This window comes from Curtobacterium sp. B8, from assembly GCF_000333315.1.
In the GTDB taxonomy this organism is placed as follows: Bacteria; Actinomycetota; Actinomycetes; order Actinomycetales; family Microbacteriaceae; genus Curtobacterium; species Curtobacterium luteum.
The window spans coordinates 1-19,271 of the sequence record NZ_BACW01000326.1; the positions used below are offsets into that span (position 1 = coordinate 1).

A 19,271-nucleotide genomic window follows, 5' to 3' on the forward strand; every position below is an offset into this window, starting at 1 on the left:
AGCACGAGAGCCGGCGAGGGCTTCTTCTTGAAGGTGTTCACCATCGCGAGGACGAAGCCGACGAGCGCCGCGACGATCCAGACGCCAGCAGGGAGGTTCCACCCGGCCACCGCACCCACGACGAGCACGCCGAACGCGAGGAGCGTCTTGACGATCGTGTCCTCGTAGGACATGCGGTCGGTGTCGACGGTGGAGGCCGACGGACGGTCGTACATGTACTGCAGCTGCTCGGGCGTCATGCCCTGCTGCGGCGTCTGTCCCCAGCCAGCCTGCTGCTGTCCGGCGCCCGCGCCCCAGGCGTTCCGGCCCGCGTCGTTGAAGGCGGGGGACTGGTCGAAACCGGGCTTGAAGGCCATGGTGTCCTCTCCTGAATGTTCGAGTCCTCTCAGCCTACGGACCAGGTGGCCCGGAAGGCTGGGGATTCGCGGCGAGCGGAACGGCTGTCCCGTGGTCGCCTGCGGCGATCGTCGCACCGCCGGCTCGGAGTTCGCCGTGCCGGGGCTGAGCGCCTGTGTGAACTGTGCTAACCGGAACTGCCACCTCACGGAAGGGCACGGCGTTCGCGACGCTGCGGGAGCCGTGCCCGCGCGACGCTGCACGGTCAGACCACGTCCGGACGGGACAGCGCGCGGTCGGCGATCGTCAGGGCGCTCGCCGCGACGGCGACGCCGACGATCACCCACGCGAGGACGTGTAGGTCCGCCGTGGTGGGAGCCGTGCCGAACACACCGCCGATGAGCGACGACGCACCGATCGCGCCGATGTAGACGCTCGTCCGCGAGAGCCCGGCCGCGGTGCCGATGTACTCCGCGGGCACGACCCGGTACAGCGCCGCCTGGTTCGACACCGACGCGAAGGCCTGCGGGACGCCGAACAGCGCCGGCGTGAGCACGAGCAGGGCCACGGGGGACCCCGAGTCGAGCAGGAGCAGGAGCAGCCCGCCGACGATCGGCACCACGGCCGCGGCGATGAGCGGCCCGCGGACGGCGGTCTTCCGCGCGACCAGGAACGAGGCGACGCCGGCGACGATCGCCGCCGGCAGCTGGATGTACCCGGCGGCGTCGCTCGGGTAGCCGGCGACGTCCTGCACCCACTGCGAGAAGCCGTAGGTCATCGTGTAGGCCAGCAGGTACACGAGGAACAGGCGCAGGTAGGTCCGCGAGAGCGCGCCGTTGCGGGCGAGCATCCGCACGTCGACGAACGGCTTCACGGCGCGCAGTTCCCACAGCACGAGCGCGACGAGCAGCACGACCGCGGTCCCGAGCAGCCACCAGAGCCCGGCCGAGAGGTCGAGCAGGAACACCAGGAGTGCCGACACGGTCCCGGTCATGAGGAGCATCCCGACCGGGTCGAGCGCCTGGAGCACCGGCAGGTCGTCGTCGTTCTGCGGGCGCAGCCGGTCGGACGGCAGCCATAGCAGCGACACCACGATGCCGAACACCGCGAGCGGCACGTTGACGAGGAAGATCGCGTGCCAGCCGAAGGCCGCGATGAGCGCTCCGCCGAGCGGCGGCCCGGCAGCGGCGGACACGAGCGACGTGATCGAGAGCGCGCCGAGGACGAGCGGCGGCGTCGGCTTCCCGATCCGCGCCGAGTGCTGTCGGAGCGTCGTGAGCGCCGCCGGGTAGGCCGACGACGTGCCGATCCCGATCAGCACACGGGCTGTCACCGCACCGCCGAACCCGGTGAGGAACTCGGGCACGACCCCGGCGACGCCGACGATCACGAGACCGGTGAGGAACACCTTCTTCGGGCCGAACCGGTCGGCGAGCTTGCCCATCGTCGGCTGGGCGACCGCGCTCGCGAGGTACAGCGCCGCCACGAGCCAGATCGCCTGCGCCGCACCGATCCCGAGGTCGCGGGAGATCGGCGCGAGGGCGACCGACACCATCGTCGTGTTGATCGGGTTGAGCAGCGGGCCGACGAGCACCGGGACGAGGAGCTTCGGGCCGAAGCCGCTGCCGCCGCCGTCGGTCGGAGCGGGCGCGGGGACGGGGACCGGGGCGGTCGCGGTCACGGTTCCACCAGCGGCTCGAGGATCTCCAGCGAGCGGGCCACGGTCGCGCGGTCCTCCGGGGTGAGCGCGGCCAGCCGGTCCGCGAGCACCCGGCTGCGGGCCGACCATGCGTCCTCGCGCGCGGCTGCGCCCGCCGGGGTCGCGCGGACGAGGGTCCGTCGCCCGTCGGAGGGGTCCTGCCGGCGCTCGGCGTACCCGAGGTCGACGAGCGCCTGGACGGTCGCGCCCATCGACTGCGGGCGGACACCCTCGGCGCGGGCGAGGTCGGCGACCGTGCTCTCGCCGTACCGGAGGAGTCGGCCGAGCGCCGCGGTCTGCGATGCGGTGACCTCGTCGGACTTGCCCGTGAGCAGGGTCCGGCGGATGCGGCCGTGGATCGTCAGCAGCGCGCTGGCGAGGTCGGCGGCGTCCTGCGGGGTCATACCGTCACGGTACTACTTCGACAGGAGAACTTGCAAGCCTTCCTGTCGATCAGGGAACCACGTCCGCGGGGCCGGTCGCATCCCCGACGAACGGCGCCAGGATCGCGGACAGGGGCTCCGCGTCGCCGGCGAACCACGAGTTGCTCGCGAGCACGACCGGGAACGCCTCGGCGAGCAGTGCCCGACCCGTGCTCGTCAGGGTGATCCGGGACGGCCGTCCGCGTCCGCGCTCGGGGCCCCGGTTGAGCAGTCCGCGGTCCGCGAGTGCCGCGACGAGGGTGGTGACGCTCTGGGGGCGGATGCCGACCGCACGGGCCAGTTCGGCCTGGGTGAGCCGCTCGCCGGCCGCCAGCTGCACGAGTGCCCCGAACTCGACGGGGCTGAGTCCCAGCGGTGCGAGCACCTCACCGAGGCGTCTGGCGAGCGTGCGGGCAGCGCGGATCACCGTCCATGCGGCGATCGCGTCGACGTCGTCGCGCGTCGCTGAGAACTCCCGGGGCACGACCCCAGGCTACCGGCGTAGCCTTTTATATCAGAAAACTGATACTAGGGAGGATCATGGTGCAGCACAGCGACGGCGTCATCGCCGTGACCGGGGCCACGGGTGACGTGGGCGGTCAGACCGTCGAGCGACTCCTCGGCGCAGGAGCCCGCGTCCGCGTGATCGCGCGACGCCCCGAACAGGTGGACGCGTTCACCACACAGGGCATCGACGCGCGCCTCGCCGACCTCGGCGACCGCGCGGCCCTGACCGCGGCGCTCGACGGCGTCGACCAGCTCTTCCTCGTCACGGCCGCGACGCCACGGCAGGCCGAACACGGGCGGACCGCCGTCGACGCAGCCCGTGCTGCCGGTGTCCGCGCGGTCGTCCACCTGTCCGGCGGGGACGCAGCCGAGCACTCGCCGATGCCGTGGGCCGCCGCCATCTGGCAGGTGGACGAGTCGATCCGAGCGAGTGGGCTCGAGCGGACGATCCTCCATCCGTCCGGGTTCATGACGAACCTCGTGGCGTCCATGCCGGCGATCCGACGCGGGATCTTCCCGCAGACGATGGGCCGCGGCGTCATCGGGTGGATCGACACGGCCGACATCGCCGCCGTCGCCGCGACGGTCTTGCTCCGCGGCGACCACACCGGTGCGGAGCCCGTGCTCACCGGCCCCGAGCTCCTCGACGGCCCTGGTGTCGCACGCGGGCTCGCGGAGGGGCTCGGGCGACCGGTCCGCTACCTCCACCTGCCGAGCCGGGTGTTCCGGACCGTGCTCCGCGCGAGCGGGGTCGACGCCTGGCAGGCCGAGGGCCTCCGTCAGCAGTTCGGTCGAGTCGCGCGACGGGGCCTCGACGGCGTGGACGCGTTCACCGACGAGGTCGAGCGCATCACCGGGGAGCCTCCCCGCTCGCTCGCGGACTGGGCTCGCCGGCACCGCGCGGAACTGCTCGGTCCCCGTGCCGCTGCCTGACGCTCACCGACCGGTGATCGTGCCGACCAGGTGCTCCTGCACGTACCCGACCCAGTCGTAGACGTCCCGCAGGCCGACCCCGGCCTCGGCGCGGTACGACGCTTCCTCGCTCGCCGCGTCGGTGATGCCGAGGCGTTCGGCGATCGTCAGCCGCAGGTCCGTCAAGCACCGCAGCCACGCCTGCTCGTCCTCGGGGGAGAACCCGCCGTCGCGCACCCCGGTCAACCACTCGTGCACGACCGCCGCGTTCGACGTCTTCTGCGTCAGCAGGTCGGACTGCGTCCACCGACGGAACTCCGCGCTCGCCGCATCGTCGTCCGGGTACGCGTCGGGGAACATCCGCGTGGCCACGGGGTTCGCGGACAGGTCGCCCGCGAGCACCTGCTGGAGCTGCTCGGTCAGCGACGTCAACACCTCGCGCTCCCCGGCGGACATGCCGAGGTGGACGCCGTCGGCGCGGCGGACGAACGGCGTCACGGGGTCGTGCCCGGTCGACGGTCGCCTGCAGGCCGTAGCCGTGCATCGCCTCGACGTGGGCCTCCATGGCCTCGCGGGCACCGGTCGCGACGATCGCCCGACCGTCCCTCGTCCACNTGGTGCATGAGCCGCTCCGCCTTCGCGCGCCCGAACCCGAAGTAGGACTGGAAGACGTAGGTCACGTAGGACATCAGGTTGACCGGGTCGTCCCAGACCACGGTGACCCACGGGGTGTCGGAGCGGGTCGTCGTCCGCTCGTCGACGTCGGGGCTGGTCAGGGTCATGCCACCAGGGTGACACGAACCGGTGCGCTCGGTACGATCGTGGGGTTGCGACTGGCGTTGGATGGGTCACCATCGGGGAGCGACACTTGACACGGTGCGCGGCCGTACGCCTGGGCCGCGCCCACCCGTCCACCTCGTCGTGCTCCCGCGCGACGGAACAGACAACGAGGAGTCCCGTGTCCATCACCGATCTGACGCCTGCGGCCGCGCAGTCCACGTTCAACGCCCCCCTCTCCGAGGTCGACCCCGAGATCGCAGCGGTGCTGCAGAACGAGCTCGGTCGTCAGCGCGACACCCTCGAGATGATCGCGTCGGAGAACTTCGTCCCGCGTGCCGTCCTCGAGTCGCAGGGTTCCGTCCTGACGAACAAGTACGCCGAGGGCTACCCGGGCAAGCGCTACTACGGCGGCTGCGAGTTCGTCGACGTCGCCGAGCAGCTCGCCATCGACCGGGCGAAGGCCCTCTTCGGTGCCGCGTACGCGAACGTCCAGCCGCACTCCGGCGCCAGCGCGAACGCCGCGGTCCTGCACGCCATCGCCTCCGCGGGCGACACGATCCTCGGCCTGGAGCTCGCCCACGGCGGTCACCTGACCCACGGCATGAAGCTCAACTTCTCCGGCCGGATCTACAACGCCGTGTCGTACGGCGTCGACCCGGAGACCTTCGAGGTCGACTACGACGACATCCGCGCGAAGGCGATCGAGCACCAGCCGAAGGTCCTCATCGCCGGGTGGTCGGCCTACCCGCGCCAGCTCGACTTCGCGAAGTTCCGCGAGATCGCGGACGAGGTCGGCGCGACGCTCTGGGTGGACATGGCGCACTTCGCCGGCCTCGTCGCCGCCGGGCTGCACCCGTCGCCCCTGCCGCACGCACACGTCGTGTCCTCGACCGTGCACAAGACGCTCGCCGGCCCGCGCTCGGGCATCATCCTGTCCAACGAGGAGTCGCTCTTCAAGAAGCTGAACTCCGCGGTCTTCCCGGGGCAGCAGGGTGGCCCGCTCATGCACGTGATCGCCGCCAAGGCCACCGCGTTCCTCCTCGCCGGCCAGCCGGAGTTCAAGGACCGCCAGGAGCGTACGCTCCGCGGTGCGAAGGCCCTCGCGACGCGCCTCACCCAGGACGACGCCAAGGCTGCGGGGATCGACGTCCTCACCGGTGGCACCGACGTGCACCTGGTGCTCGTGGACCTCCGCGAGTCCGAGGTCGACGGCAAGCAGGCCGAGGACCTCCTGCACGAGGTCGGCATCACTGTGAACCGCAACTCGGTGCCCTTCGACCCGCGTCCGCCGATGGTCACCTCGGGTGTCCGCATCGGCACCTCGGCGCTCGCGACCCGCGGGTTCGGCGACGCCGAGTTCACCGAGGTCGCGGACATCATCGCGCTGACGCTCATGCCGAACCCCGACGTCGAGGCGCTGTCGGCCCGGGTGAAGGCCCTGACCGACGCGTTCCCGCTCTACGCGTGAGCGCCGCCGTGGCTGACCTGCCGCGGGCGCTCTGGGCGGGGGAGGGCTCTGCCGTCCGCATCGACGGCGCCGCCCTCGCCGCCCGGACGCTCGACGACCTGAAGCTCCGCATCGACCGCCTGCACGACCACGGGTTCCGACCCGGACTCGGCACGATCATGGTCGGCCAGAACCCGGGTTCGGTGTCCTACGTCGCCGGCAAGCACAAGGACTCGGCGCAGATCGGGCTCGACTCGGTCCGCATCGACCTGCCCGAGACGGCCTCCGCGGCCGACATCCGCGCGGCGATCCTGCAGATGAACGACGACCCCCGGGTGACTGCCTTCATCGTGCAGCTCCCGCTGCCGCAGGGCATCGACCCGATCCCGATGCTCGAACTCATGAACCCGGCGAAGGACGCCGACGGCCTGCACCCGACGAACCTCGGTGAGCTCGTGCTCGCCGTCCCCGGTGGTGCCGGCACGATCGACGCGCCCCTGCCGTGCACCCCGCGCGGCATCGTCGCGATGCTCGAGGCGTACGACGTCCCGATCCGGGGGCAGCACGTCACGATCATCGGGCAGGGCCTGACGGTCGGGCGCCCGCTCGGTCTGCTCCTCACCCGCCTCGAGGCGACCGCGACCCTGACCCACTCGCTGACCGAGGACGTCGCCGCCGAGTGCCGACGGGCGGACATCATCGTGGCCGCTGCCGGGGTCGCCGGGCTCGTGCAGCCGGACTGGGTCAAGCCCGGTGCGGCGGTCATCGACGTGGGCATCAGCCGCGTCGTCGACGAGGCCACCGGGAAGGCGAAGCTCCGCGGCGACGTCGACCCCGCCGTGGCCTCGGTCGCCGGGTTCCTGTCGCCGACGCCGGGTGGCGTCGGGCCGATGACCCGCGCGATGCTCATGAAGAACGTCGTCGAGGCGGCGGAGCGCCACCTGCGGTGACGCGTGGGCGGGCCGTGGTACGGGCGCACCGAGTGCGGCCTGGAGGCTCGGCTCGCCCCCGCCCCACCCGCCCGGCCGTGTGTGGCCGGGTCCCGGGCCGCCCCTCGGACGGGCGCTTCTGCCGCGCCCGGCACTGCGCTACCGTTCGTGCATGACCACGGCCGTCACGGAGCCTCCGGCGCAGGAGTCGCTGTTCACGAAGGACGCCCGCAAGCTCGTCTGGATCACGCTGCTGTGCCTGTTCCTGCAGGTCCCGGGCCAGACCTGGTCCGCCGATCCACAGCTGCCCGGGAGCATCGACACCCACCAACTCGGCTTCGTGCAGATCGATGCGAGGCCGTGGATCGGGTGGGCGCTGGTCACCATCGGGTTCGCGGTCGCCGGGTTCGTCGTCGGCGTCGCTCGTCGTGGTGCCGCACGGTGGGACCAAGACCGCGTGCTCGCCCTCGGTCTGGCCGGGGTCGTCGGGGTGACTGCCCTGGTGTGGGTGCTCTTCATCGTGCAGTGGCAGTGGGTGTTCTGGGCCGTCGCCCACGGTGACCTCCACCCGTTCACGATCGGTGACGTCTCGTCGTCGGTGCACCGGCTGGAAGGTGCGCCGTGAGCCTCGACCCCGGCACTCCGGGCCCGCACCGGGCGGACCGCGTGCAGACGGCACCGGTGATGGCGCACGCGGGACGGAAGCTGCGGCCGCGCGCATGGGGCCTCGCGCTGATCGGTGTCGTCGCGCTCCTGTCCTCCCCGACGCTCACGGTGTGGTCGGCCTCGGCCGAGTACGGCGGGGCGGACGGTGACGGCCACTGGATCGACGGCGCGGGCACCCCGCTGTCGAGCGCCCCGCCGACCGTGCAGGTCGAGGCCCACACTGCGCCGGCCGCTCTCGCCGTCCTGCTGCTCGTGGTCGTCGTCGGGGTGTTCCTGCCGCCGACGCTCGAACGCTTCGGGAAGCGGTCGCTCGGCGACGTCGTCCGGTACGCCGCGTACCTGGCCGTCCCGGTGGTCGTCGTGGTCGGCGTGCTGATCTACAGCGTGTGGCAGGGGCACGTCGTGATGGACCAGATCGACCACGAGGTCTTGCGCCCGCACGGCTTCCCGTGGGGCGGTGTGACGGTCACCACGGGCCACGCGACCCGCTGATCGGTGCGGCGCCCGGTGGTCTCCGCGCGCCGCGCCGAAGCGCCGGCTCGCGTCAGTCGCGCCGGGCGCCCTGCGCGGCGTGCACGGTGAAGACGGTCGGCTCGCGGTACCCGGCCGCGGCGAAGGCGGACGTGACGGCGTCCGCGATCGCGCCCCGGGCCTCCCGGTCGACCAGCGCGATCGCCGCTCCACCGAACCCGCCACCCGTCATCCGTGCGCCGACGGCGCCGTGCTCCACGGCGGTCGCGACCGCGAGGTCGAGCTCCGGTACGGAGATCTCGAAGTCGTCGCGCATGGACTCGTGCGACGCCACGAGCAGCGATCCGATCGCGCGCGGGCCGTCCTCGCGGAGGGTGCGCACCGTGTCGAGGACGCGCTGGTCCTCCGTGACGATGTGCCGGACGCGGCGGAAGGTCTCGTCGTCGAGCAGCTCCTCGGCGCGGGGGAGGTCCTCGACGCCCACGTCGCGGAGGGCCTCGACCCCGAGGATGCGCGCCCCGCGCTCGCACGACTCGCGGCGGGCCTTGTAGCCGCCGGTCGCGTGGGCGTGCTCCACCCGGGTGTCGATGACGAGGACCTCGAGGCCGTTCGCCTCGAGCGCCAGGTCGACCACGGCGGTGTCGAGCGTGCGGCAGTCGAGGAACACGACCGCGTCCTGCTCACCGAGCAGCGACGCGGACTGGTCCATGATCCCGGTGGGGGCACCGACCGCGTGGTTCTCGGAGTACTGACCCACCCGGGCGAGCGTCTTGCGGTCGAGCCCGAGCTCCCAGAGGTCGTTGAACGCCAGGGCGACGCCGCACTCGATCGCCGCGCTCGACGACAGGCCGGCGCCGACAGGGACGTCCGACTCGATGAACACGTCGAACCCGCGCTTGTCCGACAGGTCCGCTCCGGCCTGCTCACGCAGTGCCCAGGCGATGCCGAGGACGTACGCCGACCAGCCGTGCATCCGCGACGGGTCGAGCTCGTCGAGGGTCAGCTCGACGACCGACGACGGGTCGAACGCGGACGCGACGCGCAGCACCCGGTCGTCCCGCTGCCCGATCGAGGCGACGGTCCGCCGGTCGATCGCGAAGGGCAGTACGTACCCGTCGTTGTAGTCGGTGTGCTCGCCGATGAGGTTGACCCGACCCGGCGCGGAGTACCGCACCGTCGGCTCGTACCCGTAGACCTGCTGGAACGTCATGCGCGTTCGATCCCTCCTCGGATGAACTCGGCCGCCTTCTCGGGCACGAGGTCCCCGATCCAGGCACCCATGGCGGCCTCACTGCCGGCCAGGAACTTGAGCTTGTCCGCCGCGCGGCGCGGGGACGTGATCTGCAGCATGAGCCGCACGGTGTCACGGGCGGTGTGCGCCGGCGCCTGGTGCCAGGCGGCGATGTACGGCGTCGGGTCCCCGTAGAGCTGGTCCATCCCGCGGGTGAGCCGGAGGTGCATGTGTGCCAGCTCGTCCTTCTCGGCGTCGGTGAGCCCGGCGAAGTCCGGCACGTGCCGGTGCGGCAGCATGTGGACCTCGATCGGCCAGCGTGCGGCGAACGGCACGAACGCGGTGAAGTGCTCGCCGGCGAGGACGACACGGTCGGACGCCCGCTCGTTCGCGAGGTGCTGCTCGAAGAGGTCCGGGCCGAAGCGCTCGATCGAGGCCAGGAGTCGCTGCGTGCGGGGGGTGACGTACGGGTAGGCGTAGATCTGGCCGTGCGGGTGGTGCAGGGTGACACCGATCGCTTCGCCGCGGTTCTCGAACGGGAAGACCTGCTGGATGCCGGGCAGCTCGGAGAGTGCGGCGGTGCGGTCCGCCCAGGCCTCCACGACCGTGCGGGCACGGGACTCGGAGATCGACGCGAAGGAGCCCTCGGTCGCGGGGGAGAAGCAGACGACCTCGCACCGGCCGACGCTGCGGAACTGCCGGTCGAGCCCGACCTCGGTCAGGGCGTCGAGCGACGGCGGGGCGTCCTCGGCTCCGTCGGGTCCGCCGAGCATCGGGCCGAACGACGGCGAGCGGTTCTCGAACACCGCGACGTCGTACTGGCTCGGGATCTCCGACGGGTTCGCCGCGGTCTGCGGCGCGAGGGGGTCCTGGTCCGCCGGCGGCAGGAACACCCGGTTCTGCCGGCTCGCCGCGATCGACACCCACTCGCCCGTGAGGACGTCCTGCCGCATGCGGGCGGTCTCCGGCCGGGGATCGAGCACACGCTGGTCGATGCTGCGCTCCGCGGGCAGTGTCGAGTCGGCGTCGTCGAAGTAGAAGAGGTCGCGGCCGTCCGCGAGCTTCGTCGCGCGCTTGGTGATCACCGGAGGATCCTACCGCGATCCGAAGTGTTGCGAAAGCAGACGGAAGCGGACGAAACTGGGGGCGTGAGCGACGACGACCTCTTCCTCGACGGCGCGCTCCCGGCACCCCTCCGCCAGGACCGCATCGTCGCCATCGTCGAGGGAGCACCCGGGCTCGTCCGGACGGCCGCCCTGGCGGCGGCGCTGGGGACGAGCGAGGTGACGGTCCGGCAGGACCTCGCCGCACTCGACCTGGAGGCCCGGATCCGGCGGGTGCACGGCGGTGCGGTCCGTCTCGTGGCCGGGTCCGGCGAACGGCCCCTCGAGGAGACGGCCGTGGAGCACCAGGTCGCGAAGGCGGCGATCGGTCGCGCCGCCGCTGCCCTCGTGCGCTCGGGGGAGTGCGTCGTGCTCGACGTCGGCACCACGCCCGCAGCCGTCGCGTCCGCCCTCGTCGCGCGCACCGACCTGGTCGACGTGACCGTCGTCACGAACTCCCTGACCACCGCGCTCGCGCTGGAGCCCGCCGTCCCACGCTTCACGGTCATCGTCACCGGGGGCACGCTCCGGCCGCTCCAGCACTCGCTCGTCGCGCCGTTCAACAACACCGTCGTGCCGATGATCGCCGCCGACGTCGTGTTCCTCGGCGGGACCGGCCTCGACGTGGACCACGGTCTGACGAACGTGAACCTGCCCGAGACGGAGACGAAGCGGATGCTCGCGGCGACGGCACGGCGTACGGTCGTGGTCGCGGACGGGTCGAAGTTCGGCCGTGCCCACCTCGGGGTCGTCCGTGCGCTCGAGGACATCGACGTCGTCGTCACCGCCGAGGCCTCGGCGGACCTGGTGGACGCCGTGCGCGCCGCCGGGGTCGAGGTCGTCGTGGCCGACGAGCGCTGAACCACCGCGTTGCCCAGGAAGGACCAGCCCGCCATGACCGCAGCCCCCACCGGAGGCCAGTACCACCTCCGCCACGCCGGACCGGACGGCGTCGTCGAGGCCGTCGTGACCGAGGTCGCCGCCGGCATCCGGGAACTCCGGGTCGCCGGCTTCGACCTCACCGAGCCGTTCGACGTCGACCAGGCACCGCCCGGAGCGGACGGCATCGTGCTCGTGCCCTGGCCCAACCGTGTCGCCGGCGGTCGCTGGGAGCTCGACGGAGTCGCGCAACAGCTCGACGTCTCCGAGCCGAAGTACGGCAACGCCTCACACGGGCTGCTCCGCTTCGCCCCGTACCGCACGGTGTCGCAGACCGAGTCGTCGATCGAGCAGGAGGCGACGATCCACCCGCAGCACGGCTGGCCGTTCACCCTGGAGACCCGCGTGCACCACGAGCTCGTCGACGACGGCATCCGCGTCACCCACACGATCACGAACCGCTCCGGTGTCCGAGCGCCGTTCGCCGTGGGAGCGCACCCGTACCTGCGCGCGGGCGACACCCCCGCCGAGGACCTCGTCGTGACCCTCGACGCCGCCACGGCCTTCTCGACGAACGAGCAGAAGGTGCCCGACGGTTCCTTCGACGTCACCGGCACGGACTCCGACCTGCGCGGGGGGCGCCGGGCGGGCGATTCCGACCTCGACACCGCCTACACGGACATCGCGGCCGACCAGGACGGCGTCCGGCGGACGACACTCCACGGACCCGAGGGCGACGGCGTCGAGCTCTGGCAGGACGAGTCGTTCCCGTACGTGCAGGTCTTCACGTCCCGGACGTTCCCCCGCGGCGACGGCACCGGGCTGGCCGTGGCGGTCGAACCGATGACGGCGCCGGCGAACGCGCTCAACTCCGGGGAGGGGCTGCGCTGGCTCGAGCCCGACGAGACCTGGACCGGTACCTGGGGCATCCGGCGCGTCTGGTCCTGAGGGTTCCGCGCGCTGCCGCGGGCCCCGAGTCTCGCGCTCGCGCTCGCTGCCGAGTCTCGCGCTCAGCGACCGTTCTCGTGGTCGGCGGTCCGAGATCGGTCGCTGAGGCCGAGTCTCGGGCACGCAGCTGCCCGAGCGCGCGGCTGCACACGACGAAGGCCGCCCCGGCTCGGGGCGGCCTTCGGCGTACCGCGTGCGGTACCAGGAGCGGCGCTGTCGTCAGGCGCGGCGCATGCGGAGCGCCTCGACCGCGAGGGACTCGGTGCGGTAACGCCCGACCTCCTGCGCCCAGGCCGGGTCGTCGCCACGGAGCGCGATGTACTCCGAGCGCTGCCGACACACGTAGCCGAGCACGGTGGTGGCGTTGGCGACCTCGAGGAAGTCCTCGCGGATGTGCCGCGTCGACACCTTCGCGTTGCGGCGGAGCGTGTCGAGCAGCAGCTCGTCGCTCATGGTCGTCTTGGTTGCTGCTGCGAGCTCGACGATGCGGCGCGCGCCGTCGGCGCTGGTGTGCGTGGCTTCGATGGGCTCGATCACGGTGTACCCCGTTCGTTCTTCGATGGTGCTGTGGTGCCGGACCCGTAGCTCGGATCCGGGAACGACACTATCGGCGTCAACCCAACAGACCGCTGAACGCACACTGGGCTGTGCCGTGGAACGGACAAGAGGTGCCTGTGGACGACTTGTACCCCGGACCGAGCGTCCTGGACGTCAGGCGCAGTGCTCGTCGCCGCTCGGCGCGGAGGCCAGGTCGTCGAGAGCCGCGCTGACACGGTCCGCGAGGTACTGGTACCCGGCGTCGTCGAGGTGCCCGCCGTCGTCCGACACGTAGCGGCGGCTGTTCGACGGGGTGAACCAGCCGTCCGACAGTGCGTCGATGTACGGCACGTCGACCGCCTCCGCTCCGGCGGCCACGGAGGCCGAGATGCCGCTGTTCGCCGTGGACCGCGGGTACGGCGCTGAGGGCCCGAGTGCGATCACGGTCGCGTTCGGCCACTGCTGCTGCACCTTCCGGAGCGTGCGCTCGACCGTGGCCTGCAGGGTCGCCGCGTCCACGAGCCAGTCGTTCTGGCTGCCCTGGACGATCACGAGGTCCGGCGTCATCCGTCGCGCCATCCGCTCGATGCGGGCCTCGTAGGAGTAGTACGACGTGCTCGGCCGACCGGTGTCGACGTACCCGGTGCCGGGGTAGGCGTCGATCGTCGCGTTCCAGTGCCGATCCGCCACGAGGTCCTGCGCCCAGCCGTGTCGACCGCTCGACGAGCCGACGCCCGTCGAGTACGAGTCGCCGATGACGAGCACGTCCGACCCGGTGGCGATGGCCGAGGCAGTGCGCACCGCCGACTCGCTGCGCGGCGAGACGGTCGGTTGGCAGGCGCTCGAGACGCTCGGCAGCAGCACGAGGAGTCCGGCGACACCGACCGCCATCGCGCCGAGGCCCACGAGGGGCAGCCGGGAGCGGCGGGGACGCTGGACGGCGGGGTGGTCCGTCCCCGCTCGCGCTCGTCTGTTCCGCCACGACACGACCGACATCCTAGGGAAACCGGTCCGGGCGCATCCTGTGGGGCGAAGCGGTGGGCCCCGTGGGGCTCGAACCCACGACCCTCGGATGAAAAGGCGGTGTTCGGGAACGGTGGGCCCCGTGGGGCTCGAACCCACGACCCTCGGATGAAAAGGCGGTGTTCGGGAACGGTGGGCCCCGTGGGGCTCGAACCCACGACCCTCGGATTAAAAGTCCGGTGCTCTACCAACTGAGCTAGAGGCCCGCACCCGCAAGGCTAGCGGGTACGGGCCTCCACACGGGCACCGGGGACCGGGCTCGTCAGCTCCGACGGCCGGTCAGCGTCCGCAGCAGCCAGAGGACGAGTGCGATGACGGCGAGCACGATGCCCACGTAGAGCAGGAACTTGAGGCTGGCGGCGAAGCCACCGACGAACAGCAGGATGACCGCGATCACGGCCAGGATGATGAGCAGGGCGTTCATGGGGGTCCTCTCCGTGACGTCCGGGAGTGGTCCCTCCCTGCCGGAGCACCGTACCCGCGGAGCGCTCGTTGCGTTCTGGGCGAACGGGGGACGTGGGGCGTCGGTGGCCGCGCCTACACTGTCGCGGTGCCTCGCGATCACCACCGTCCCGTCCACTTCACCGATGCCGAGTTCGCCGCGATCCAGGGCGGCGAGGACCCTGCGGTGGTGAACCGCGTCGCGCACGAGACGGCGAACGCCCTGCTCCACCGTGTGCGGCAGGACCCGGACCCCGCGGTGGTGGAGCGACTCGTGACCTACACGGACGTGCACGGCATCGATGCGATCGCGGAGCTCTGGGCGCGGGTCGGGGCACACACGCTGCCCGGGGCGCTCTGGCGCATCTACCTCGTCCGCACGGTCATCCGGCAGGCCCCGGACGAGATCGCGTACTTCTTCCAGCGCGGCACCGAGCGCATCGGCACCATCGACCAAGCGGTCGCGGGCGCCGAGCAGCCGACCGGTCCGGCGGAGATCCTCACCCTCGCGGACCGGATCCTGCACGGCCTCTACACGGGTGACCTCGCCGTGGCGCTGGACCGCGGCGCGGCGTTCTGCCGGCTGACCGCGGCGGGAGCCACGGCGGTCGCGGACGAGGCCGACCTCACGGCGTCCGCGCGTGCGACCGAGCTCACGACGCGGGCGTTCCGCCTCACCGAACTCGCGGCGGAGCTGACGGAGGCTGCGGCGCTCTGGCGCCGCGACAGCCTCGACTGACCCTGCGCGCGCCGCGTCCGGGACAGCACCCGCCACCGGACGGGAGGCACGGTGCGAACCCGCCCCGCGCCTCCAGGCCGTCCCGCCCATCGACGGATCGGCGCCGACGGAACGCCACCGACAGCACGCCACCGACGACGGAACAGCACCGGCCGACCGCCCGGCAGACACAGAAGAACCGGGCCGCAGAAGCGCCTCTCGGCGCGAGGCCGCTCGAAGCGGCGAAATTTGGAGCCCGGGGCTTGCTGCGGCCCGGCGACGTCCACTCTACGGAACGACCCTGGACACGTCGAATCCGCTCTCGCACGTCGGACACCGCACCGATCCGGGACCCGTCCAATCCGCCCGGTCGAGGGCACCGAATCATCATCGTGGCCAGGCCCTGTCCCGGTCACGGCGAGGGGTCCCACGCGGCCCGGTCCGGCGTCAGTCGGTCAATTCCCTGCGGACCACGTGGCCCCCTCGCCCACACACCCGAACAGCTGCACGATGCCTGAGCACATGCAGCGCCCCGTGCACCGAGAGGGGGGAAACCTGCAATGCTTGCCATCGTGGAACGCGACACGAAGCGCTGGGGCTCTGCCGAGCCGGCGCCGCCGTCGCCCGATGAACTCCTCACCAGGGTTGCGAACGGCGACCAGGCGGCTTTCTCCGACCTGTACGACGAACTCTCCGGGCGTGTGCTCGGCCTCGTGACCCGGCTCCTGCGGGACCGTGCCCAGTCCGAGGAGGTCACGCAGGAGGTCTTCCTGGAGGTCTGGCAGCAGGCCACCCGGTTCGACCGCAGCCGTGGGACCGCCGCGAGCTGGGTCCTCACGATGGCGCACCGCCGCGCGGTCGACCGGGTGCGGGCCTCGCAGGCCTCGCATGACCGTGACACCCGGATCGGCATCCGTGACTTCGAGTCCGGCTTCGATCAGGTGACCGAATCGGTCGAGATCCGCATCGAGCACGAGCGGGTGAGCCGGGCACTGGCGAAGCTCACCGAGTTCCAGCGCCAGGCGGTGCAGCTCGCGTACTACGGAGGCTTCTCGCACAGCGAGATGGCCGAACAACTCGGTGTCCCGATCGGCACCGTCAAGACCCGTCTCCGCGACGGGATGATCCGACTCCGAGACGAGATGGGGGTGACCTCATGACCGACCGACACGACGACCCGTCCTCCCTGACCGGTTCGTACGCGCTCGATGCGCTCTCCGACGAGGAGCGCACCCAGGTCGAGGACGCGCTCGCGTTCTCGTCCGACCTCCGGGCCGAGGCCGACTCGCTGCGCGAGACCGCGCTGCAGCTGGCGTACTCGACCGACCCGATCGAGCCGCCGGCGTCGCTCAAGGCATCGCTGATGGCGCAGATCCAGACCACGCCGCAGGTCGCGGCTCCCGCTGCGTCCTTCGCGGACACTCCCGCGCTCGACGACGGCCTGGAGGCACGATCCGCTTCCGCCCCGTCACCCACGTCCTCCGTGGTGCCGGGTCCGGCGGAGTCCGCGGCTCGCCGTCGTTGGTTCCAGCGCCCGGCAGCGGCCATGTCCGCGGCAGCCGCCGTGGCGGTGGTCTTCCTCGGCGTCGGGCTCAGCGTCGGTGGTGTCCTGAACCCCGGTTCTGAGCCCGGCCCGGGTGCTGGTTCGTCGCAGAGCTCGAGCGTCCTCGACGGCATCTACGCGGCGTCGGACTTCCAGCGCAGCAGCACGCCGGTCGAAGGCGGGGGCACCGCCACCGTCGTCTGGTCGAAGGACATCGGCAAGTCGGCCGTGATCCTCGACGGGGTCCAGGCCGCGCCGAAGGGCAAGACCTACGAGCTCTGGTACATCGCGTCGAAGGCGTCCGGTGGTGCGATCAAGCCCGCTGGCCTCATGGAGCAGTCCTCCGACGGCGTCCACTCGGCTGTGCTGACCGGCGACCTGCAGGACGGTGTGACCGTGGGCATCACGGTCGAGCCGGCCGGTGGTTCCGAGCAGCCGACGACCACGCCGATCGCCGCGGTCCCGCTCGACGCGTAGCGCCGGGCGGGCCCTGGCCCCAGGCGGTCGGTCCCGGGAGATCGCTGGCCCCAGGCGGTCGCATCGTTCGCTGCCGCTGTCTCACGTCGCCGCCGCTGTCGTCCGACAGCGGCGGCGTCGTTGTTGGGCGCGTGCAACCTGCCGCGTCCGCACGGAGCGACCGGCCCGTTGTCGTCCGACAGCGGCGGCGTCGCACGAGCACGACCGTCGAAGCTCCTCGGCGCACCCTACGACGCCGACGGCCCCGCCGGACCGTGGTCCGACGGGGCCGAGCGTGCGTGACGCTGCGTCAGCCGATCACCCGAAGCGGCCGGAGACGTAGTCCTCGGTGGCCTGCACGGACGGGTTCGAGAAGATCGTCGCGGTGTCGTCGTACTCGATGAGCTTGCCGGGGTGACCGGTGCCGGCGATGTTGAAGAACGCCGTCTTGTCGGAGACGCGCGAGGCCTGCTGCATGTTGTGGGTCACGATGACGATCGTGTACTCCTTCTTCAGCTCCTCGATGAGGTCCTCGATGGCGAGGGTCGAGATCGGGTCGAGTGCCGAGCACGGCTCGTCCATGAGGAGCACGTCGGGCTGCACCGCGATCGCGCGGGCGATGCACAGACGCTGCTGCTGACCGCCGGAGAGGCCCATGCCGGGCTTGTCGAGGCGGTCCTTGACCTCGTTCCAGAGGTTCGCGCCCTGCAGGGAGCGCTCGACGATGTCGTCGGCCTCGGACTTCGAGATGCGCTTGTTGTTGAGCTTCACGCCCGCGAGCACGTTGTCCTTGATCGACATCGTGGGGAACGGGTTCGGCCGCTGGAACACCATGCCGACCTGACGCCGCACGAGCACCGGGTCGACGCCCGCGCCGTAGAGGTCGTCGCCGTCGACCTTGACCGAGCCCTCGACCCATGCGCCGGGGATGACCTCGTGCATGCGGTTCAGGGTGCGGAGGAACGTGGACTTGCCGCAGCCGGACGGACCGATGAACGCGGTGACGGTGCGGGGTTCGATGGTGATGTCGACACCCTCGACCGCCTTGAACTTCGAGTAGTAGACGTTGAGGCCGTCGACCTCGATGCGCTTGGACACGTGGATTCCTTCGGGGTGGTGGTCGGCGCCGCGCTAGCGGGGGAGCTTGGGGGCGAAGAGGCGGGTGATGAAGCGCGCGAGCAGGTTGAGCGCCATCACGATGAGGATGAGGAGCAGCGCGGCCGTCCACGCCCGGTCCACGAACGGGACCGGGTTGGCGCCCTGCTGCGAGTACTGCGTGTACGCGAACACGGGCAGCGTCATCATCGGGTCTTTGAAGAGGTCGTAGTTCATCGATGCGGTGAACCCGGCCGTGACGAGCAGCGGCGCGGTCTCGCCGATGACCCGGGCGATCGACAGCATGACACCGGTGGTGATGCCCGCGAGGGACGTGGGCAGCACGACCTTGACGATGGTCAGCCACTTCGGCACACCCAGAGCGTACGAGGCTTCGCGGAGCTCCATCGGGACGATCTTCAGCACCTCTTCGGTGGAGCGCACGACGATCGGGATCATCAGCACGCTCAGGGCGATCGAGCCGACGAGGCCGAAGCGGGCGCCGGGGCCGAGGAAGAGGGCGAAGAGCGAGTAGGCGAACAGACCCGCGACGATCGAGGGGATACCCGTCATGACGTCGACGAAGAACGTGATGCCCTTCGCGAGCGCGCCCTTGCCGTACTCGACGAGGTAGATCGAGGTGAGCAGGCCGATCGGCACCGAGATGAGGGCCGCGAAGAGCGTGATCTCGAGCGTGCCGACGAGCGCGTGCACGGCGCCGCCGCCCTCCGAGATGACGCCGCGCATCGAGTACGAGAAGAACTCCGCGTCGAAACGCGCGAGGCCGTCGGCGAGGACCGTCCAGAGCAGGGAGACCAGCGGGAGCACCGCGATCACGAACGCCGTGACGACGAGCGAGGTGACGAGGCGGTCGACCGCCTTGCGGCCACCTTCGACGATCCGCGAGACGACGACGATGAGGACGTCGAACAGGACCGTGCCGAGGAACAGCGCGGCGACGACGTTGAAGTCCTTCACGGCACCGCCGGCGTTGAGCAGCGCGAAGACGGCGATCAGCGCGACCCACGAGCCGATGAGGAGCAGCCACGGCACCGACTTGTGGAGCTTGCCGTTGGCGTAGGCGTTGCCGGTCATGCCGGACTGACGGAGGGCGAGGGACATCGGGCC

Annotated in this window: 22 protein-coding genes, 1 tRNA gene, 1 pseudogene and 1 riboswitch; of the genes and pseudogenes, 10 read left to right on the top strand and 14 right to left on the bottom strand. The window is 71.4% G+C overall.

The window, feature by feature from the left end; translation table 11 throughout:
* The 4 genes from I59_RS07960 to I59_RS20805 all read right to left on the bottom strand — a co-directional run.
* Positions 1-356: Bax inhibitor-1/YccA family protein (locus tag I59_RS07960; RefSeq protein ID WP_022903407.1), on the bottom strand; the 356-nt coding region annotated here is incomplete at its 3' end.
* 245 nt (positions 357-601) lie between these two features.
* Positions 602-2,017: an MFS transporter gene (locus tag I59_RS07965; protein WP_022903408.1), complete on the bottom strand. Its 1,416-nt coding sequence runs from the start codon at positions 2,015-2,017 to the stop codon at positions 602-604.
* Positions 2,014-2,439 carry a MarR family winged helix-turn-helix transcriptional regulator gene (locus I59_RS07970; protein ID WP_022903409.1) on the bottom strand — a complete coding sequence of 142 codons (426 nt, stop codon included), beginning with the start codon at positions 2,437-2,439 and terminating at the stop codon, positions 2,014-2,016. Before I59_RS07970 ends, I59_RS07965 begins: the two co-directional genes overlap by 4 nt.
* Positions 2,440-2,488: 49 nt before the next feature.
* Positions 2,489-2,941 carry a MarR family winged helix-turn-helix transcriptional regulator gene (locus tag I59_RS20805; RefSeq protein WP_022903410.1) on the bottom strand — a complete coding sequence of 151 codons (453 nt, stop codon included), beginning with the start codon at positions 2,939-2,941 and terminating at the stop codon, positions 2,489-2,491.
* A 56-nt stretch (positions 2,942-2,997) separates the two neighbouring features.
* Between I59_RS20805 and I59_RS07980 the strand changes: the two genes are divergently transcribed.
* Positions 2,998-3,897 (top strand): NmrA family NAD(P)-binding protein, encoded by a 900-nt coding sequence (locus tag I59_RS07980; RefSeq protein WP_022903411.1) that lies wholly within the window; start codon positions 2,998-3,000, stop codon positions 3,895-3,897.
* 3 nt (positions 3,898-3,900) lie between these two features.
* Here I59_RS07980 and I59_RS07985 read toward each other — a convergent pair whose 3' ends face one another.
* Positions 3,901-4,374 (bottom strand): DUF2017 family protein, encoded by a 474-nt coding sequence (locus I59_RS07985; RefSeq protein ID WP_022903412.1) that lies wholly within the window; start codon positions 4,372-4,374, stop codon positions 3,901-3,903.
* A 7-nt stretch (positions 4,375-4,381) separates the two neighbouring features.
* Positions 4,382-4,658 (bottom strand): annotated as a pseudogene (clpS, locus tag I59_RS19535) (ATP-dependent Clp protease adapter ClpS); the annotation flags it as partial.
* 37 nt (positions 4,659-4,695) lie between these two features.
* Positions 4,696-4,781, top strand: a riboswitch (ZMP/ZTP riboswitch).
* A gap of 53 nt (positions 4,782-4,834) precedes the next feature.
* Between clpS and glyA the strand changes: the two are divergent.
* The 4 genes from glyA to I59_RS08010 all read left to right on the top strand — a co-directional run bounded on the left by glyA (position 4,835) and on the right by I59_RS08010 (position 8,190).
* Positions 4,835-6,124: a serine hydroxymethyltransferase gene (gene glyA, locus I59_RS07995; RefSeq protein ID WP_022903413.1), complete on the top strand. Its 1,290-nt coding sequence runs from the start codon at positions 4,835-4,837 to the stop codon at positions 6,122-6,124.
* On the top strand, positions 6,121-7,053 hold the full coding sequence (locus I59_RS08000) for a tetrahydrofolate dehydrogenase/cyclohydrolase catalytic domain-containing protein (protein WP_022903414.1): 933 nt from the start codon (positions 6,121-6,123) through the stop codon (positions 7,051-7,053). The genes glyA and I59_RS08000 overlap by 4 nt, the downstream gene beginning before the upstream one ends.
* A 151-nt stretch (positions 7,054-7,204) precedes the next feature.
* Complete coding sequence (locus I59_RS08005) at positions 7,205-7,657, top strand: hypothetical protein (protein ID WP_022903415.1); 453 nt, start codon at positions 7,205-7,207, stop codon at positions 7,655-7,657.
* Positions 7,654-8,190, top strand: coding sequence for a hypothetical protein (locus I59_RS08010; protein ID WP_022903416.1), 537 nt, complete (start codon positions 7,654-7,656; stop codon positions 8,188-8,190). Before I59_RS08005 ends, I59_RS08010 begins: the two co-directional genes overlap by 4 nt.
* Before the next feature lie 52 nt (positions 8,191-8,242).
* Here the strand turns inward: I59_RS08010 and galK are convergent, their stop codons facing one another.
* Both galK and galT read right to left on the bottom strand, forming a co-directional pair.
* Entirely contained in the window at positions 8,243-9,379 is a 1,137-nt protein-coding gene (galK, locus tag I59_RS08015) for a galactokinase (protein WP_022903417.1), read from the bottom strand.
* Entirely contained in the window at positions 9,376-10,485 is a 1,110-nt protein-coding gene (gene galT / locus I59_RS08020; protein WP_022903418.1) for a galactose-1-phosphate uridylyltransferase, read from the bottom strand. The genes galK and galT overlap by 4 nt, the downstream gene beginning before the upstream one ends.
* A 63-nt stretch (positions 10,486-10,548) precedes the next feature.
* Here galT and I59_RS08025 point away from each other — a divergent pair, with 63 nt between their 5' ends.
* On the top strand, positions 10,549-11,364 hold the full coding sequence (locus I59_RS08025; RefSeq protein ID WP_022903419.1) for a DeoR/GlpR family DNA-binding transcription regulator: 816 nt from the start codon (positions 10,549-10,551) through the stop codon (positions 11,362-11,364).
* 33 nt (positions 11,365-11,397) lie between these two features.
* Positions 11,398-12,330, top strand: coding sequence for an aldose 1-epimerase family protein (locus tag I59_RS08030; protein ID WP_022903420.1), 933 nt, complete (start codon positions 11,398-11,400; stop codon positions 12,328-12,330).
* A gap of 219 nt (positions 12,331-12,549) precedes the next feature.
* Here I59_RS08030 and I59_RS08035 read toward each other — a convergent pair whose 3' ends face one another.
* The 4 genes from I59_RS08035 to I59_RS22025 form a co-directional block, all read right to left on the bottom strand.
* Positions 12,550-12,867 carry a hypothetical protein gene (locus tag I59_RS08035; protein ID WP_022903421.1) on the bottom strand — a complete coding sequence of 106 codons (318 nt, stop codon included), beginning with the start codon at positions 12,865-12,867 and terminating at the stop codon, positions 12,550-12,552.
* 174 nt (positions 12,868-13,041) lie between these two features.
* Positions 13,042-13,854, bottom strand: a complete 813-nt coding sequence (locus I59_RS20810) for an SGNH/GDSL hydrolase family protein (protein WP_187289801.1) — start codon at positions 13,852-13,854, stop codon at positions 13,042-13,044.
* 169 nt (positions 13,855-14,023) lie between these two features.
* Positions 14,024-14,096, bottom strand: a tRNA-Lys gene (locus I59_RS08045).
* A 56-nt stretch (positions 14,097-14,152) separates the two neighbouring features.
* Positions 14,153-14,314 carry a hypothetical protein gene (locus I59_RS22025; RefSeq protein ID WP_022903423.1) on the bottom strand — a complete coding sequence of 54 codons (162 nt, stop codon included), beginning with the start codon at positions 14,312-14,314 and terminating at the stop codon, positions 14,153-14,155.
* 126 nt (positions 14,315-14,440) lie between these two features.
* Here I59_RS22025 and I59_RS08055 point away from each other — a divergent pair, with 126 nt between their 5' ends.
* The 3 genes from I59_RS08055 (at position 14,441) to I59_RS08065 (ending at position 17,069) form a co-directional block, all read left to right on the top strand.
* Positions 14,441-15,070, top strand: coding sequence for a hypothetical protein (locus I59_RS08055; RefSeq protein WP_022903424.1), 630 nt, complete (start codon positions 14,441-14,443; stop codon positions 15,068-15,070).
* Positions 15,071-15,609: 539 nt separating this feature from the next.
* Positions 15,610-16,209 carry an ECF RNA polymerase sigma factor SigK gene (gene sigK, locus I59_RS08060; RefSeq protein WP_022903425.1) on the top strand — a complete coding sequence of 200 codons (600 nt, stop codon included), beginning with the start codon at positions 15,610-15,612 and terminating at the stop codon, positions 16,207-16,209.
* Positions 16,206-17,069, top strand: coding sequence for an anti-sigma factor domain-containing protein (locus I59_RS08065; protein ID WP_022903426.1), 864 nt, complete (start codon positions 16,206-16,208; stop codon positions 17,067-17,069). The genes sigK and I59_RS08065 overlap by 4 nt, the downstream gene beginning before the upstream one ends.
* Before the next feature lie 297 nt (positions 17,070-17,366).
* Here I59_RS08065 and pstB read toward each other — a convergent pair whose 3' ends face one another.
* Together pstB and pstA are read right to left on the bottom strand one after the other, a co-directional pair.
* Entirely contained in the window at positions 17,367-18,146 is a 780-nt protein-coding gene (gene pstB / locus I59_RS08075; RefSeq protein WP_022903428.1) for a phosphate ABC transporter ATP-binding protein PstB, read from the bottom strand.
* Between the two features lie 33 nt (positions 18,147-18,179).
* Positions 18,180-19,265 (bottom strand): phosphate ABC transporter permease PstA, encoded by a 1,086-nt coding sequence (gene pstA, locus I59_RS08080; RefSeq protein WP_022903429.1) that lies wholly within the window; start codon positions 19,263-19,265, stop codon positions 18,180-18,182.
* Between the last annotated feature and the right edge of the window lie 6 nt (positions 19,266-19,271).

What these genes read in the sequence shown, in the direction of transcription:
- sigK (WP_022903425.1), top strand. Translation starts at nt 15,610, where the DNA reads ATGCTTGCCATCGTGGAACGCGACACGAAGCGCTGGGGCTCTGCCGAG.
- I59_RS22025 (WP_022903423.1), bottom strand. Translation starts at nt 14,314, where the DNA reads ATGAACGCCCTGCTCATCATCCTGGCCGTGATCGCGGTCATCCTGCTG.
- I59_RS07980 (WP_022903411.1), top strand. Translation starts at nt 2,998, where the DNA reads ATGGTGCAGCACAGCGACGGCGTCATCGCCGTGACCGGGGCCACGGGT.
- I59_RS08030 (WP_022903420.1), top strand. Translation starts at nt 11,398, where the DNA reads ATGACCGCAGCCCCCACCGGAGGCCAGTACCACCTCCGCCACGCCGGA.
- galK (WP_022903417.1), bottom strand. Translation starts at nt 9,379, where the DNA reads ATGACGTTCCAGCAGGTCTACGGGTACGAGCCGACGGTGCGGTACTCC.
- pstA (WP_022903429.1), bottom strand. Translation starts at nt 19,265, where the DNA reads ATGTCCCTCGCCCTCCGTCAGTCCGGCATGACCGGCAACGCCTACGCC.
- I59_RS07970 (WP_022903409.1), bottom strand. Translation starts at nt 2,439, where the DNA reads ATGACCCCGCAGGACGCCGCCGACCTCGCCAGCGCGCTGCTGACGATC.
- I59_RS08065 (WP_022903426.1), top strand. Translation starts at nt 16,206, where the DNA reads ATGACCGACCGACACGACGACCCGTCCTCCCTGACCGGTTCGTACGCG.
- I59_RS08005 (WP_022903415.1), top strand. Translation starts at nt 7,205, where the DNA reads ATGACCACGGCCGTCACGGAGCCTCCGGCGCAGGAGTCGCTGTTCACG.